We start from the raw sequence: 16522 nt of genomic DNA on the forward strand, positions 1-16522 counted from the left end.
GGACTGTAAAGTATGTGCGCGTGACTGACACAGCTTCCACCCAGCAGGCCGACGACACCCCGGAGCAACTACGGATTCGTCGAGCCAAGCGCGCTGCGCTGCTCGAGCGCGGGGTCGAGGCGTATCCGGTATCGGTTCCCCGCACCCACTCGCTGCTCGAGATCCGCACCCAGTTTCCCGAGCTCGAGGCCGATACGACGACCGGTCTGATCGTCGGAGTCGTCGGCCGCGTCATCTTCGTCCGCAATACCGGCAAGCTGTGCTTCGCCACGCTGCAGGAGGGCGACGGTACCCAGCTCCAAGCGATGATCAGCCTGGCCGGCGTCGGCGAGGACGCCCTCGCAGCCTGGAAGTCCGATGTCGACCTCGGCGACTTCGTGTTCGTGCACGGCGAGGTGATCAGCTCCCGCCGCGGTGAGTTGTCGGTGATGGCAGATGCCTGGCAGATCGCGTCGAAGTCGTTGCGGCCGTTGCCCGTCGCACACAAGGAACTCAGCGAAGAGACGCGTATTCGGCAGCGTTACCTGGATCTGATCACGCGTCCCGAGGCTCGGGAAACCGCCCGCAAGCGCATCGCCGTCGTCCGTGAGCTGCGCAACGCGCTCGAGCGTCGCGGTTTTCTCGAGGTCGAGACCCCGATGTTGCAGACGCTGCACGGCGGCGCGGCGGCCCGGCCGTTCGTCACGCATTCCAACGCGATGGACACCGACCTCTATCTACGTATCGCGCCGGAGCTGTTCCTCAAGCGCTGCGTCGTCGGCGGCATCGAGAAGGTCTTCGAGATCAACCGCAACTTCCGCAACGAAGGTGCAGATTCCTCGCACTCGCCGGAGTTCGCGATGCTCGAGACCTACGAGGCCTACGGCACGTACGACGACTCGGCGACGATGACGCGTGAACTCGTCCAGGAAGTGGCCATGGCCGCACTCGGGTCGACGGTCGTCACGCTGCCCGACGGCACCACCTACGACCTCGGTGGCGAATGGACGACGCTAGAGATGTACCCGTCGTTGTCGGAGTCCCTCGGATTCGACGTCACCCCCGACACCACCGTCGACGAACTGCTCGCGATCGCAGACAAGGTCGGGGTCGAGGTTCCCCGCAAGGACGGTGTGCCGATCTACGGTCACGGCAAGTTGGTCGAGGAGCTGTGGGAACACCAGGTGGGCGACGCGTTGACCGAACCGACGTTCGTCCGTGATTTCCCCGTGGAGACGTCGCCGCTGACGCGCCAGCACCGCAGCAAGCCGGGCGTCACCGAGAAGTGGGATCTGTACGTCCGCGGATTCGAGCTGGCGACCGGCTACTCGGAGCTGGTCGACCCGATCATTCAGCGCGAACGGTTCGAGGATCAGGCCCGGCAGGCGGCCGCAGGAGACGACGAGGCGATGGTGCTCGACGAGGACTTCCTCGCGGCCATGGAACAGGGCATGCCGCCGACCACCGGAACCGGCATGGGAATCGACCGGCTGCTGATGGCGTTGACCGGCCTGGGTATCCGCGAAACGATCCTGTTTCCGATCGTCAAGCCGTCTCAGGCCTGATTCGCCGGAGAAGCATTGTTCGCCAGCAGCGGACATCGAATGGGAAACGTTTTGCATAGTGCCTGCGTTATGAACAGTAAGCAGGCAAGGCAGTCCGATTTCGCGGGCGGTTGCGCAGTATTTCGAGGGTGGAGGGTCGGCGTTCGTCACGTCGGCCAACTACAGTGAGAATCAGTCTTACCTTCAAATGCACAAGCGACCTCAGCGTATGGACACTGCGGCGCTAGAAGAACTGGTGGGCGAGCTACCACCCACCAAGAAGTGAGGGAGAGCGATGTTCGAGAGGTTCACCGATCGCGCGCGGCGTGTTGTCGTCCTGGCTCAAGAAGAAGCCCGGATGCTCAACCACAACTACATCGGCACGGAGCACATTCTGCTCGGCCTCATTCACGAGGGCGAAGGCGTCGCAGCCAAGTCTCTCGAGTCGCTGGGCATCTCCCTCGAAGGAGTACGCAGCCAGGTCGAGGAGATCATCGGCCAGGGCCAGCAGGCTCCGTCCGGTCACATCCCGTTCACCCCGCGCGCCAAGAAAGTACTCGAGCTCAGCCTGCGTGAAGCACTGCAGCTCGGCCACAACTACATCGGCACCGAGCACATCCTGCTCGGCCTGATCCGCGAGGGCGAAGGCGTCGCAGCTCAGGTCCTGGTCAAGCTCGGAGCCGACCTCAACCGGGTTCGCCAGCAGGTCATTCAGCTGCTGTCCGGTTACCAGGGCAAGGAACCGTCCGAGAGCGGCAGCGGCCGCGGCGAGGCGGGTACTCCGTCCACGTCACTGGTCCTCGACCAGTTCGGTCGCAACCTCACCCAGGCAGCGCTCGAAGGCAAGCTCGACCCGGTCATCGGTCGCGCCAAGGAAATCGAGCGCGTCATGCAGGTCCTGTCGCGTCGCACCAAGAACAACCCGGTGCTCATCGGTGAGCCCGGTGTCGGTAAGACGGCAGTCGTCGAGGGTCTGGCTCAGGCCATCGTCAACGGCGAGGTTCCCGAGACGCTCAAGGACAAGCAGCTGTACACCCTCGACCTCGGCTCGCTCGTGGCCGGCAGCCGTTACCGCGGTGACTTCGAGGAGCGCCTGAAGAAGGTGCTCAAGGAGATCAACACCCGCGGCGACATCATCCTGTTCATCGACGAGCTGCACACGCTCGTCGGCGCAGGTGCTGCCGAAGGTGCCATCGACGCAGCGTCGATCCTCAAGCCGAAGTTGGCTCGTGGCGAGCTGCAGACCATCGGTGCCACCACCCTCGACGAGTACCGCAAGTACATCGAGAAGGACGCCGCACTCGAGCGTCGTTTCCAGCCCGTCCAGGTGGGCGAGCCGACCGTCGAGCACACCATCGAGATCCTCAAGGGTTTGCGCGATCGCTACGAGGCTCACCACCGCGTCTCGATCACCGACGGTGCACTCGTTGCGGCCGCCACACTGGCCGACCGGTACATCAACGATCGGTTCTTGCCCGACAAGGCAATCGACCTCATCGACGAGGCGGGCGCGCGGATGCGCATCCGCCGGATGACCGCGCCGCCAGACCTGCGCGAGTTCGACGACAAGATCGCCGACGCGCGCCGGGAGAAGGAATCGGCCATCGACGCTCAGGACTTCGAGAAGGCTGCGAACCTGCGCGACAAGGAGAAGACCCTCGTCGGTCAGCGTGCCGAGCGCGAGAAGCAGTGGCGTTCCGGTGACCTCGACGTCATCGCCGAGGTCGACGACGAGCAGATCGCCGAGGTTCTGGGCAACTGGACCGGCATCCCCGTCTTCAAGCTCACCGAGGAGGAGACCACCCGTCTGCTCCGCATGGAAGACGAGCTGCACAAGCGGATCATCGGCCAGGTCGAGGCAGTCAAGGCCGTCTCGAAGGCGATCCGTCGTACCCGTGCAGGTCTCAAGGACCCGAAGCGTCCGTCGGGCTCGTTCATCTTCGCCGGCCCGTCCGGTGTCGGTAAGACCGAGCTGTCGAAGGCTTTGGCGAACTTCTTGTTCGGCGAGGACGACGCACTGATCCAGATCGACATGGGCGAGTTCCACGACCGCTTCACCGCGTCGCGTCTGTTCGGTGCGCCTCCCGGATACGTCGGGTACGAAGAGGGTGGCCAGCTCACCGAGAAGGTCCGTCGCAAGCCGTTCTCCGTCGTGCTGTTCGACGAGATCGAGAAGGCCCACTCGGAGATCTACAACACGCTGCTTCAGGTTCTGGAAGACGGCCGTCTCACCGACGGACAGGGACGCACCGTCGACTTCAAGAACACCGTGCTGATCTTCACCTCGAACCTCGGTACCGCAGACATCTCGAAGGCTGTCGGTCTCGGCTTCTCCTCGGGTGAAGGCACCGGCTCCAACTACGAGCGGATGAAGCTCAAGGTCAACGACGAGCTGAAGAAGCACTTCCGCCCCGAGTTCCTGAACCGCATCGACGACATCGTCGTGTTCCATCAGCTCACCCGAGACGAGATCATCCAGATGGTCGATCTCATGCTCAACCGAGTCGAAGGTGCGCTCAAGAACAAGGACATGGCCATCGAGGTCACCGAGAAGGCCAAGTCGTTGCTGGCCAAGCGTGGATTCGACCCCGTCCTGGGTGCGCGGCCGCTGCGTCGCACCATCCAGCGCGAGATCGAGGACGCGTTGTCGGAGAAGATCCTGTTCGGCGAGATCGAAGCCGGTCAGATCATCCTGGTCGACGTCGAGAACTGGGACGGCGAAGGCGCAGGCGAGGACGCGAAGTTCACGTTCCGCGGTGAGAAGAAGTCCATCATCGTCCCCGACGAGGTCCCGGTAGACCTGGCCAAGGCCGCCGGAGACAGCGACAGCGAGTAAGTTTCACCAGCTACACACGTTTCACCAGCTAAAGGCAACGGGCGATCCTCTTCGGAGGGTCGCCCGTTGTCGTGTGTCCACCCGCCCCTGCTCGCCCACACCCGCCAACCCACCCCCGCCCGCCCCCGGTGTCGGCCGCCCACCCCGGACCCCGGACCACGGATCAATGTGGATTTCAGTCAGTCAGAGTGCAACAAAGGCGCATTGATCCAGACCCGGGCAGCCAGACCGCCGGCGATGACGACAAGTTCGGCGAGCACGATCCAGAACAGCAGGGTCAGATCGGGTGCCCAGCGGCCCAAGGTCGAGATCGGGGCCCCGGCAACCATCGGCGTCCCGAAATAAAGCGCTCCTGCTGCGATGGCGGCGAACCCGATGTGCACAGGGGCCCATCTGCCCGGGGCTGTCCTGATGCGAAGCAGCATGCGGCCCGCGCAGAGGGTCAACACCACCGCCGAGTGTGCTCGACGCGATCAGCGCGATCTCGTACATGCCCAGGCCGGCGGCACGAGGCTCGTCCATAACGAGGCGGGTGAGGACGAGTGAGCGGGCGGCGGTGGCAAGCTTGTCGGCCTCGAGCTCGCCGTATCTGTTCGCCGCGAACACCACGGCCAGATGGCGTTCGGGAATCAGTGCGACGTGAGTGAAGTAGCCCGGTACTGCTCCCGAGTGCCACCGCATCTCGGTACCGTCCGGCAACGTTTCGACGTACCACCCGTATCCGTATGCCAGTCCCGAGCCCGTCGGCACCGTATCGGGACTGTTCGACGCCGGAGCGGTCAGTTGTCGTGCGGCATAGCGCGAGAGTTCGTCGATGGAACCGCCGAGGTACCCGTAGCCGAGTCCGGCGGCGTCGGTCCCGGTGTCGATGCGGCGCGGGAATCCGAAGAACGGGACGTGTCCGGGCGCTACGGTACCGACGGTGTGCACTCCGGTCTCGCGAGCGACGACGTCGGCGAACGGTTCGGCAGTGATCTTCTCGACGACGGCCTGCAGCAGTAGGTAGTTCAGGCTCGAGTATCGAAAGGTACCGCGGTCGCCGGCGGTGACGTCCACGTCGGGCACGACGTCCACTGCTCGTGCGGTTCGTCCCCACACGTCGAGTCCGGCAACGTCGTGGGGGAGCCCGCTGGTGTGGTGGACCAGGTCCTCGACCGTGACGTCGTCCGAAAGGATCGAATTACCCTCCGGCAGAACCAAATTCACACTTGAGCGCAGATCGAGGAAGTGTTGCGACACGAGCGAGTACACCGTGGCCGCCGTCACCGATTTCGAAACCGATCCCCAGACGAACGGCGTGTCGTTCTCGATCGGGGCACCGTGTCCGTCCACCCCGTATTCGACGTTCTCGAGGACTTGGCGCTCGGAGACGACTCGAAAGGCGACTCCGGGAAGGCCCAGCTCCTCGGCGATCATCGCGACGTCCGACGCGCTGCCGTCGTCGGGGATGGTCGGCGATGCGGTCAGAACTGCCGCAATGGTCAGGAGGGCGTGCACTATCCGCATGGATGGAGTGAATCAATCTCATCGCGGTCGACGCCTCGGTGAACACCCTGATTTCCTACCTGAGATCAGCTCCCGCGAATCAGGCCGGAGATCCAGGGCAGAACGTCGGCGTATGCGGCCAGGGCCCCGGGAAGGTGGTTCGCACCCTTGTAGGGAATGGTCGGAAACTCGTACTCGCGGTAGGTGATGTCGGCACCGAGTTCCTGCCAGCGCCGCAGCAGGGTCCGGCTCTGCTCGATGGGCACGGTGTCGTCTTCTACTGCATGAGACAGGTAGATCGGCATGGCGGGGGCGATGCGGCCGACGGTGTTCGCTGCACCCACCTCGGCGAAAACTGGGTTGTCCAATTGCTCGATCAATGCTCGGCCGTCCCGGGTGAGTTCTCTCGTGTGCACCACGTCGGCGGCCGCGGCATCGGTTGTGCACCAGTTCTGCGCGGCGTCGAGTACCGCGAGGCCGTCGGAATCGAAGAGGCTGCGGATGCTGTCGGCTCGTTCCGGGTAGGAGTTGATCATGCCGTCGACGGCGAAGAGCACGGCGCTACCGAGCGTCGTGTTGTCCAGGTTGGTGATGTTGAGCGTCGGATCTGCCGGTGGTGCACCGACATACGCTCCGACGACGTTCAGGTCCGGGGCATAGGTGGAGGCCAGTTCGGCCGCAGCTCCGGATGCAAATCCGCCTTCGGAGTATCCGTACAGCACCACCGGGGTGGCTGAGTCGACGTCTGCTGCTCTGGCGGCGTCGAGCAGTGCGCGGCCCGAGGCGAGCCGATTGAGATACGTGTGCCCACCGGGCGTACCCAGGCCCTGATAATCGGTTGCGACGACGCGGTATCCGGCCAGGAGCAGCGGCAGGATGGCCGGGGACGATCCGACGGTTCCGAGAACTGCCGATCCGGCGCAGCGGTCGGCCATGCCGGAGGTGCCGGGCGCGTAGGCGATCACCGGCCGTGGGCCGGGGCCGGGCCACGGAGCGGTGGGGGTCATGGAGTATCCGGAGACGACCATGGGGTCGTCGTGGGTGTCGTTCGATCGATACAGAATGCGTTCGATGTCGAAGCCCAGTCCGAATCCTTTGGGCGAGGTGACGGGTTGGGTGCGCACGATCTCGCCGGGGGCTGCTGCGGCGATGGTCGGTACGGGCGCGTCGTAGAAGTTCCGCAGTGGATCGGCACCGGCCGGCGGCGTCGAGACCACTGCACTCGCCAGCAGTACCGCCGATGCGATCGCTGCTCGCACACACTTCTTCATTCACGTCATCCTTCGTGTCGAGATTGCCGCACTCGATGGCCCGGTCGCACCGCCGACGTTAGCCTGAGTATCGGTCCTACACAGGGTCGACAACGAAAGGATTTGGTTCGATGCCAACTCGTACCTCACGCACAGCTTGGAACGGCACTCTCGAGCAGGGTTCCGGCCAGGTCGAGCTCTCCAGCTCCGGCGCAGCGACTTTCGACGTGTCGTTTCCCAAGCGCGCCGCCGAGAATGCCGACGGCACCACCAGCCCCGAGGAGCTGATCGCGGCCGCACACTCTAGTTGCTACGCAATGCAGCTGTCTGCATTGATCGCCGAGGCAGGCGGCACCCCGCAGAGCCTCGAGGTCACTGCTGACGTCTCGCTCGGTCCGGACCAGCCGGGGTTCAAGTTGACCGGTATCAAGCTCACCGTTCGAGGCGAGGTCGACGGTCTGGACGCCGAGGGCTTCGCAAAGGCTGCCCAGGCCGCCAAGGAAACGTGTCCCGTCAGCAAGGCGCTGACCGGCGTGGAGATCACTCTGGATGCGTCTTTGGAGGGCTGAACAGACACGGTGCCCGATGTGAGACTGGCGAACCATCGTCAGGTTTGAAATAGTTCGTGATTCGACCCATCTACGGATGGTTCGGTGACGAATCGAGGTCAAACGTCGGGTTCGGTCCGCTGATGTGTACGCAGGGGTACGCACCGATCGGCCCAGGAAGGATCGGCCCACTATGTTGTGGACGCGCTTCCTGGGTCTCGGTGCGGTCGCGGTGGTGGCATACGTAATCGCCCCGCAGGGACTACCCCGGAACGCGGTCTACGCAATCGTGCTGTCGGCCACAGTGGCGGCTTTCGTGTATCGCTACGTTCGCGCACCCGGCCCGGACAAGCGGACCTGGAAATACATGGCCATCGGTGTCGGCAGTTGGGGCATCGGGGACGCACTGATTGCCGTGATGAACGTCGACGGTGGTCGGATGCCGACGTTCTCGGCCGCGGACGTCTTCTACCTGCTGGGCTACGCGATCATCGCGTTCGGGTTCGCCCGGGCCGCCGACGAGAACGGTCTGGTGTTCGGGCTGGAGGAGCTGTACGAATGCCTGATCGTCGCCGTCGGCTTCGGTCTCATCACCTGGGTGTTCGTCGTGTCCGACGGCTCGGCGCGGTCGTTCTCCGAGGCCATGGACCTCTGGCCGGCAACGACCTACCTCACCGTCGACGCGTTCTTGTTGACCCTCGTCGGCAGTCTGTATCTCGTCACGCGGTCGGTCACAGTTCCCTTCGTGGCCGCGGCATTAGGAGTCGTCGTGCTCGTTGCGGCCGACTGCGCGTCCTACGCCGCCGCGATCGACATCGAGATCTATCGATCCACGCTTCCGAACGCCATGTGGCTGGCCGCGTACGTCTGCTTCGGCGTGATCGCCCTGCACGACGAGCACACATCGGTCGACCGGGCTGTGCGGCCCGGTCCGCTCAAGTTCGGTAGGGGACGATTTTCCGCCCTCTCGGTTGCGGTAGCCGTGACACCGGCGGTGATGACCGTGCAACTGATCCGCGGCGTTCCCGTCGAGCAATGGGGTTGGGTCATCGTGGGATCGTCGGCACTGGTCATCATCCTCGTCGGGTTTCGGATGGCGCGTTTCGTGCGGACGCTGCGGCGGCAGGCTGCCATCCTCGAGGATGTTGCACGGACGGACGCGGTGACCGGACTCGCCAGTCGGCGTCTGCTTCGTGAGCGATTGGACTCCATGCTCGCCACTCGCGGTGATGCGGACGTCTTCACGTTGGTAGTGGACGTCGATCGATTCGCGCAGATCAACGAGACCTTCGGTTACAGCGTGGGCGACAGTGTGCTGCGTGAGATCGGCCATCGGCTCGTCGCATCGGTTCGGTCCGACGATCTGGTGGGGCGACTCGGCGGAGATCAATTCGTGGTCGCGATGACCCGTCGGCCCGGCAAAATGGATGTGTCGGAGACCGCTGCGCAGTTGCAGTTCGCCGTCAGCCGCAAGATGTTCGTCCACGACATCAATGTCGCCCTCGACGCGACGGTGGGCATAGCGTCCATCGAGGAGTCGTCGGCGGGTGCACGCGGAACGCAGTGCCCGTTGGCGACGCCGCTCGACGGTGAGGCGATGATGCAGCAGGCCCACGTGGCGCTGACGGCGGCGAAAGCGGGACACACCCGAGTCGGTCGATACGAACCCGATATGGATCGTGACCGTCACGATCAGATGCGGTTGCTGGGCGAGCTCGACACGGCGATCCGCGACCACCAGCTCCGGGTGTTCTTCCAGCCGTGCCTGGATCTCGAATCGGGCAGCGTCGATCGAGTCGAAGCACTACTACGGTGGCAGCATCCGCGCGAAGGTTTGATCGGTCCGTCGATGTTCCTGCCCGACGCCGAGCGAACCGGTATGTTGCCCGCCATCACCGCGCTGGTACTCGACGAGGCGCTCGCACAGTGCAGCGCGTTGCGGCGCAGGGGTGTCACTCTGTCTGTCTCGGTGAACCTTTCGGTCCGAAATCTGCTCGACGAGACGCTCACCGAACAGGTTGCCGCGGCGTTGTCGAAGCACTCTGTTCCGGCTTACGCTCTCGAGTTCGAGGTCACCGAAACAACTGCGATGACCAACCCGGTGCGGTCGGTGGCTGCGCTGAACTCACTGCGGGGCCTGGGGGTGACACTGGCGATCGACGATTACGGAACCGGGTACAGCTCATTGGCCTACCTGCAGACTCTGCCGGTGCAGACGCTCAAGATCGACCGCTCGTTCGTCTCGAAGATGAACTCCGACGACACCGACGCATCCATCGTTCGCTCCACCATCGACCTCTCCCGCAGCCTCGGCGTGCGGGTGACGGCGGAGGGCGTCGAGGACGCGGGCACGCTCGACACCCTCCGCGAGTTGGGTTGTGATGCAGCGCAAGGGTTTTACCTCGGCCGACCGATGCCGCCCGAGCTACTGTTCGACGCCGTCCACAAACTCGATTCCGATACTCCCACGAGACTCGAGTGGGAACTCGCGCGTCAACCCATCCGATAACGTCCGGTCGTCAGGAGCGGGCGGGAACGTCCAGGACGACCTCGAATTCGAGCAGCGAGGCTCCCGACGCGACCGGCTTGCTGTCGCCGGAACCGGCGTGTGCCTGGCGAGACGGACCACCCGACCACGCCTGAAACGACTCCTCGTCCTCCCACTGGGTGACGACGAAGTAGCGTGACTCGCCCTTGACCGGCCGGAGCAACTGGAACCCGAGGAATCCGGGGGACCCGTCGACCGTTCCGGCGCGCGCGGCGAAGCGCTTCTCGAGTTCGGGGCCTGCGCCCTCCGGTACATCGATCGCATTGATCTTCACAATGGCCATGTCGGCGAGGTTACCCCGCCGTTATGCTCGGCGGTGATGCTCTACGACGAGGGTGGATCCGGCCGTTCGATACTGCTGCTGCACGGGTTGATGGGCAGCGCAGCAACCTGGCGTCGACAGGTTCCTTGGCTGCGAGAATTCGGGCACGTGCACACCTACGACGCACCGGGGCATCGGCGTCCGGCACCGTCGACGCTCACGACCGAATCGTTCACGGCGGACCTCCTCGACCATCTGGAATCGCTCGGCCCGAGTGTGCTGATCGGCCATTCGATGGGAGCGCTGCACGCCTGGTGTGCGGCAGCGCAGCGACCCGATCTGGTGACCGGACTGGTGATCGAGGACATCGCACCGGACTTTCGGGGCCGCACCGCAGACGATTGGGCTGCCATGATGCGGGCATGGCCACAACCCTTTCCCGACGCGGATGCGGTGCGCGCATTCTTCGGAGATGTTGCAGGACAGTACTTTCTGGACTCCTTCGAGTGCAGCGCCGACGGCTGGCGACTGCACGGCGACATCGACACCTTCGAGGCCGTTTCGCAGGAATGGGGGACGCGGCATTTCTGGGACGAGTGGGATTCCGCGCGAGCCCCGGTACTGCTGATCGAGGGTGAACACACCATCACCCCGGCCGGGCAGATGCGGCAGATGCACTCGCGCAAGCCCGGATCGACATACGTGCGGATCGAGAACACAGCGCACCTGATTCACGACGAGGCTCCCGAGCGGTATCGCGCGGCGGTCGAGAACTTCCTGCGCACACTAGAATGACCCGAATGCCGCTCGCGAAGCTCAACGGAATCGACCTGAACTACGACGTCACCGGTGAGGGACCACTGGTGGTGTTGGTGATGGGTACCGGCAGCCCGGGGCGAGTGTGGCGTACACATCAGGTTCCGGCCCTGGTGAAGCAGGGATACCGGGTGGCGACGTTCGACAACCGCGGCATCGCACCGTCTTCCGAGTGTGCCGGCGGGATGATGCTCGACGACCTGGTTGCCGATACCGCTGCCCTCATCGAACACCTCGGGGGAGGGCCTGCACGAGTGGTGGGTACCTCGATGGGAGCCCGCGTCACACAGGAATTGGCGCTGGCGAGGCGGGATCTGGTGTCGCACGCGGTGATGATGGCCACCTTCGGCAAGACCAACACATTTCGAGCGCAGATGTCGAAGGGCGAGAAAGATCTGCACGACGCCGGAATCGAACTTCCCGCGTCGTACCGAGCGGCAATGACTGCGATGCAGAACTTTTCACCGAAGACCCTGGCCGACGACGGCGCGATCGGTGACTGGCTGGCGGTTCTCGAGTATTCCGGTGGCCGCAGGACGCCAGGAATGCGGGCACAGATCGGGCTCGAAATGCGTGCCGGCACAGATCGATTGGCGGCATACCGGGCAATCACGGCAAAATCTCTCGTCATCGGATTCGCCGACGACCGCATGATTCCGGCGCAGCAGTGCCGCGACGTTGCTGCCGCGATACCCGGTGCTCGCTATGTCGAAATAGCCGACACCGGCCACTTCGGCTACCTCGAACGCCCCGATGCGGTCAATGCGGCCGTGGTGGAGTTTCTGTCGTCCTAGCCGTTACGAACCCTCGCCTGCGAGAGCGAACAATCCCGATTCGGTCTGTTCGATCAATCCATCGGTGAGCAACGAATCGAGAGCGCGGTCGCGTTGGGTGGGGTCTGCGGGCCAGACGATGTCGAGCTGAGCCCGCTCGACCGGGCCGGTGCTCTCGCGCAGAACCGACATGAGCTTGCCGCGAACCTGACGGTCGGTGCCCGCAAACTTCTGAACCTTCTTCGCCGGTCCCGTGTGTGCCGGCCTTCCGGCCTCGATCCAGGCGCACTCGGGCAGCGGGCACAGCAGGCACGCCGGATTCTTGGCGGTACAGATCAGCGCGCCCAGCTCCATCAGGGCCGCCGAATATTGGGCAGCGCGCGGGACACTCACCGGAAGCAGCTGTGCCACGTCGGCCAAATCTCTTGTGGTGGAGGGATTTCCAGGCTCGGCGTTGCCGTGTAACGCACGCGCGACGACGCGTCGAACATTGGTGTCCACCACCGGAACTCGCTGACCGTAGGCGAAAGTTGCCACTGCCCTGGCCGTATAGGCCCCGATGCCGGGCAGGCCGAGCAGGGTGTCGACGTCGCGGGGAACCTCGTCGCCGTATTCCTCGGCGAGCACGCGCGAGCACTCGTGCAACCGCAATGCTCGACGCGGATAGCCCAGCTTGCCCCAGGCGCGCAGTACCTCGGCCTGTGAGGACGCGGCCATCGCCGAGGGTACCGGCCACCGCTGCACCCACTGCTCCCAGATGGGTGCCACCCGCACCACCGGAGTTTGCTGCAGCATGATCTCGCTCATCAGGATCTGCCAGGCGCTGACGCCCGGACGACGCCACGGCAGGTCGCGTCCGTCGGTATCGAACCACCCGAGCAGAGCCTCGGCATCGATCGGCAACTGTGTGCCCTTCTTCTCGTGTCTGTGATCGATACCAACAGTAGTGAACCCGACTCGCCGGTAGCCCGATGCACGTGCACAATGAAGCGCATGCCTGCTTCGAATCCGATCGCTGCCTGGAAGTCACTCAAGGAAGGCAACCAACGGTTCGTCTCCGGAGAGGTCCTGCACCCGTCGCAGGGCATCGAGGACCGCGCTCGCCTCGAGAGTGCTCAGCATCCCGGGGCCATCCTGTTCGGCTGCGCCGACTCGCGCGTTGCGGCCGAGATCATCTTCGATCAGGGCCTCGGCGACATGTTCGTCGTCCGCACCGCCGGCCACGTGGTGGACTCCGCCGTCCTCGGTTCCATCGAGTACGGCGTCGCAGTCCTCAACGCGCCGCTGATCGTGGTGCTCGGCCACGATCACTGCGGTGCCGTGCAAGCGACCGTCGACGCTCTCGAAAGTGGAGACGTCCCCGGCGGTTACATCCGCGACGTCGTCGAACGCGTCACCCCGTCCGTGCTCTCGGCCCGGCGTGACGGTCACGAGGCGGTCGACGAGTTCGAGGCGCGCCACGTACAGGAAACCGGCAACCTGCTGATGCAGCGCTCCCGCATCGTCGCCGAGAAGGTCGAGGCCGGGCAACTCGCCATCGTCGGCCTCACTTACCAGTTGTCGAAGGGGCATGCGCAGCTCCGTGAGGTCATCGGCGACATCGGCGAACAGCCCGCCTGACTCGTACCCGAGCCCGCGTGAGCGGAGTCGTTCACGCGACACGCCGCGTGGGCTCAGGGAAAGGTTGCCTCCGGCCGCATACGGTTGATTCGTGTTGGAACCGAGCGGGCCTTTGCCTCCCGAAATCTACTGGCGACGTCGCGCGCTCGCCATCGGTGCGGCCGTCGTCGTCCTCGGATTGATCGTGTGGTTCATCGCTTCGCTCAGCGGCGGTTCCGACGACACCGAGGCCGCTCCCGCCGGTGTCGTCGCGGCACCGCAAACATCGTCGGCACTGCCGTCGCCCAGTTCCTCCGCTACCCCCGGTGAGTCCGGAGGCTCGGGTGGATCCGACGGCGGCTCCGGTGGCTCGGGCGGATCGGGTGGCTCGGGCGGAGGCACCGACTCCGCGGCCGGTGGTGCGACAGCGGCGACCACCAGCGGAGCTCCGGCGCCGGTGATCGCCAATCAGTGCTCGGATCAGTCGCTCGCCATCAAGGTGACGCCGGAGAAGGCCACCTACCGTCTGGGCGAAGAACCCGTGTTCACCGTGGTCATCACCAACATCGGCTCGACGGAATGCCAGCGCGATGTCGGTGCAGGTCTGCAGCAGGCGCTCGTGTACACCCTCGACAATCAGCGCATCTGGTCCAACATCGACTGCTTCCCCAACGCCGCATCCGATCTGCGTACCTTCAAGCCCGGCGAGCAGGCCGGGTTCACGGTCAAGTGGTCGGGTACCAACTCCGTCCCCGGCTGCGGCGAGGAGCGCATCCCCGTGGGGGTCGGCGCTTACCAGGCGATCGCGCAGCTCGGTGAGCTCAAGAGCGCGCCGGAGCCGTTCAACATCACCGGCTGAGTACGGTTCGATCTCATGACCACTTCTACAGAGCTTGCCCGCGCCGCGTACAAGACACTCGAGCCCTTCCACGTCACCGCGTACTTCAATCCGGAATTGGGATCGGCGTACGAGGACACCGGGCTGGACGGTCACGCCTGGTACGTCGGCGCACGGGCCGCACCGATGGGTGCGTGCGCACCCAGCGTCGTCGCGGCTGCGTTCTACAACTTCAATCCGGCGTTGATCGAGCAGGCATGGCCGGCCGCTGTGGCCGTCGGTCTGGATGCAGTGTCCGATCGACGGTGGGCGCTACTCGACTCCGTCCTCGGCACAGCGTTGGGTTCCTTGGCCTCCGAGCCGGATCTCACGACCATCGCGGAGCGTCTGCGTAGCATCGGCGACGCCGCGTCGTTCGCCGGCCGGCCTCTCGCGGCCGCGTGGCACGCTGCCGAACGGCCCGACGTGCCGCACCTCGCCCTGTGGCACTCGATCACCGTGCTGCGTGAATGGCGCGGCGACGGCCACCTCGCCGCCCTCATCGACGCAGAACTCGACCCCGCTGAAGCGGCTGTGTTCCACGAAGCCGTCCGCCCGACACCGCAGCCCGGCCGCCGAGCACTCGGCAAGCGCATCACACAGCTGACGCGGCAGTGGTCCGAGAGCGAATGGGACTCGGCCGCAGAGCGACTGGCCGTTCGGGGACTGCTCACCACCTTTGCCGAGGGGGAGATGTTGACCGACGCCGGCACCGCTCTGGATCAGCACATCGAGGATCGCACCGATGCCATGGCCTCGGCAGTGTGGAAGAACATCCCCGATGCCGAGCAGTTGATCACGAGCGCACGGCCCTATGTGAAGGCCGTCATCGACGCCGGTTTCCTCCCGGGGACCAAGAAGCGCTAGTCGTACGGTCCCGAGATCGAGGCCTCGGCCAACCTGGACAGGCCTTCCCTGATGTGTCGTGCCCACAGTCCGCCGATGCCGTCGACCGATTGCAGGTCGGCGGCAGTGGCGGCGAGCAAACCCTGCAGCGTGCCGAACGCGCCGACGAGACGGTGAATCTGGCTGAACTGCAACCGCGGTACGCGCGTCAGCACTCGATACCCGCGGGGACTCATCGGGGTGTCGAGAGCCTCGATGGTCGCCGGATAGCCGAAGGCGCGGGCCAGTGTCGTCAGATCCAGCAGATCGACGTCGGTCAGCTTGTCGAGGGCGGCAAGTGCCTTCTCCACCCCGGTGGTGCTCGACGGCTCGTTGCCGGCCAGGTAGTCGCGTACCACCAGTTGGCGATCGACATCGTTGTCGCCCAACAACTCTTCTAGTTGGAGGGCGAGCTGACGACCGTCGGTACCGAGTTCGAGAACGTTCTGCTCGATCTCCACCGACACCCGCCGCACCATCTCGAGTCGCTGCGCGACGGTCAAGGCGTCGCGCAGAGTCACGAAGTCCTCGATCTCGACCACCGAGAGTTGACGGGTGTTCTCGTCGAGCCGGGCCTTGTACCGCTCGAGAGTCGCGACGGCCTGATTGGCGCGCGAGAGGATGGTGGCCGAGCCCTCGACCACGTGTCGGATGCCGTCGATGTAGACGCTGACGATGCTCATCGACTGGCTCACGGAGACAACGGGATAACCGGTCTGCATGGCGGTGCGCTCGGCGGCACGGTGCCGGGTACCCGATTCGACGGTCGGAATCGTATGGTCCGGCACCAGCTGGACATTGGACCGAACGATGCGCTTGCCGTCGGTCGAAAGCACAACCGCGCCATCCATTTTCGACAATTCACGAAGCCTGGTGGGAGCGAACTCGACATCGAGCTCGAAGCCTCCGTCGCAGATCGCCTCGACTTCGTCGTCGTAACCGAGGACGATCAACCCGCCGGTACGGCCACGCAGAATTCGCTCGAGGCCGTCACGCAGAGCGGTGCCCGGAGCGAGCCGAGCAATGGTCTCGCGCAACGCTGGGGACGGCGTGGTGCCCTCCATGGCCAACCCCCCTCGTTTCGGAACTCCACGTGCGATCGAAGACTACTGTGCTGCTT

Annotated in this window: 14 protein-coding genes; 9 read left to right on the plus strand and 5 right to left on the minus strand. The window is 64.8% G+C overall.

Annotated features, from left to right (window positions below; all coding sequences use genetic code 11):
* The first annotated feature begins 20 nt into the window (after positions 1-20).
* Both lysS and ACFI9K_RS07625 read left to right on the plus strand, forming a co-directional pair.
* The gene (lysS, locus tag ACFI9K_RS07620) at positions 21-1544 is read left to right on the plus strand and encodes a lysine--tRNA ligase (RefSeq protein WP_462662935.1); all 1524 of its coding nucleotides are present in this window, start codon (positions 21-23) and stop codon (positions 1542-1544) included.
* Between the two features lie 274 nt (positions 1545-1818).
* Positions 1819-4359 carry an ATP-dependent Clp protease ATP-binding subunit gene (locus ACFI9K_RS07625; protein ID WP_222095178.1) on the plus strand — a complete coding sequence of 847 codons (2541 nt, stop codon included), beginning with the start codon at positions 1819-1821 and terminating at the stop codon, positions 4357-4359.
* Between the two features lie 183 nt (positions 4360-4542).
* On the opposite strand, the gene ACFI9K_RS07630 is transcribed toward ACFI9K_RS07625, so the two are convergent.
* Positions 4543-5865 (minus strand): serine hydrolase domain-containing protein, encoded by a 1323-nt coding sequence (locus ACFI9K_RS07630; protein WP_462662936.1) that lies wholly within the window; start codon positions 5863-5865, stop codon positions 4543-4545.
* 65 nt (positions 5866-5930) lie between these two features.
* The gene (locus ACFI9K_RS07635) at positions 5931-7115 is read right to left on the minus strand and encodes a lipase family protein (RefSeq protein ID WP_462662937.1); all 1185 of its coding nucleotides are present in this window, start codon (positions 7113-7115) and stop codon (positions 5931-5933) included.
* 110 nt (positions 7116-7225) lie between these two features.
* Between ACFI9K_RS07635 and ACFI9K_RS07640 the strand changes: the two genes are divergently transcribed.
* On the plus strand, positions 7226-7663 hold the full coding sequence (locus ACFI9K_RS07640) for an OsmC family protein (RefSeq protein WP_462662938.1): 438 nt from the start codon (positions 7226-7228) through the stop codon (positions 7661-7663).
* Positions 7664-7835: 172 nt separating this feature from the next.
* A complete protein-coding gene (locus ACFI9K_RS07645; protein WP_462662939.1) occupies positions 7836-10151 on the plus strand; it encodes a putative bifunctional diguanylate cyclase/phosphodiesterase in 2316 nt (771 codons plus the stop codon).
* Positions 10152-10161: 10 nt separating this feature from the next.
* On the opposite strand, the gene ACFI9K_RS07650 is transcribed toward ACFI9K_RS07645, so the two are convergent.
* A complete protein-coding gene (locus ACFI9K_RS07650) occupies positions 10162-10473 on the minus strand; it encodes an antibiotic biosynthesis monooxygenase family protein (RefSeq protein ID WP_222095183.1) in 312 nt (103 codons plus the stop codon).
* Between the two features lie 36 nt (positions 10474-10509).
* On the opposite strand from ACFI9K_RS07650, the gene ACFI9K_RS07655 reads away from it, so the two are divergent.
* Together ACFI9K_RS07655 and ACFI9K_RS07660 are read left to right on the plus strand one after the other, a co-directional pair.
* Complete coding sequence (locus ACFI9K_RS07655; protein ID WP_462662940.1) at positions 10510-11247, plus strand: alpha/beta fold hydrolase; 738 nt, start codon at positions 10510-10512, stop codon at positions 11245-11247.
* A 5-nt stretch (positions 11248-11252) separates the two neighbouring features.
* Entirely contained in the window at positions 11253-12062 is an 810-nt protein-coding gene (locus ACFI9K_RS07660; protein ID WP_462662941.1) for an alpha/beta fold hydrolase, read from the plus strand.
* A 3-nt stretch (positions 12063-12065) separates the two neighbouring features.
* On the opposite strand, the gene ACFI9K_RS07665 is transcribed toward ACFI9K_RS07660, so the two are convergent.
* Positions 12066-12944 carry an HhH-GPD family protein gene (locus ACFI9K_RS07665; RefSeq protein ID WP_462662942.1) on the minus strand — a complete coding sequence of 293 codons (879 nt, stop codon included), beginning with the start codon at positions 12942-12944 and terminating at the stop codon, positions 12066-12068.
* A gap of 90 nt (positions 12945-13034) precedes the next feature.
* On the opposite strand from ACFI9K_RS07665, the gene ACFI9K_RS07670 reads away from it, so the two are divergent.
* From ACFI9K_RS07670 to ACFI9K_RS07680, 3 genes are all read left to right on the plus strand, one after another.
* Positions 13035-13661, plus strand: a complete 627-nt coding sequence (locus tag ACFI9K_RS07670; protein ID WP_462662943.1) for a carbonic anhydrase — start codon at positions 13035-13037, stop codon at positions 13659-13661.
* Between the two features lie 91 nt (positions 13662-13752).
* Entirely contained in the window at positions 13753-14499 is a 747-nt protein-coding gene (locus ACFI9K_RS07675) for a hypothetical protein (RefSeq protein WP_462662944.1), read from the plus strand.
* A gap of 15 nt (positions 14500-14514) precedes the next feature.
* A complete protein-coding gene (locus tag ACFI9K_RS07680; RefSeq protein WP_462662945.1) occupies positions 14515-15384 on the plus strand; it encodes an SCO6745 family protein in 870 nt (289 codons plus the stop codon).
* On the opposite strand, the gene disA is transcribed toward ACFI9K_RS07680, so the two are convergent.
* Complete coding sequence (disA, locus tag ACFI9K_RS07685) at positions 15381-16466, minus strand: DNA integrity scanning diadenylate cyclase DisA (protein ID WP_222095190.1); 1086 nt, start codon at positions 16464-16466, stop codon at positions 15381-15383. The genes ACFI9K_RS07680 and disA overlap by 4 nt on opposite strands.
* Between the last annotated feature and the right edge of the window lie 56 nt (positions 16467-16522).

The sequence above is a fragment of the Rhodococcus sp. PSi06 genome (genome assembly GCF_054960675.1).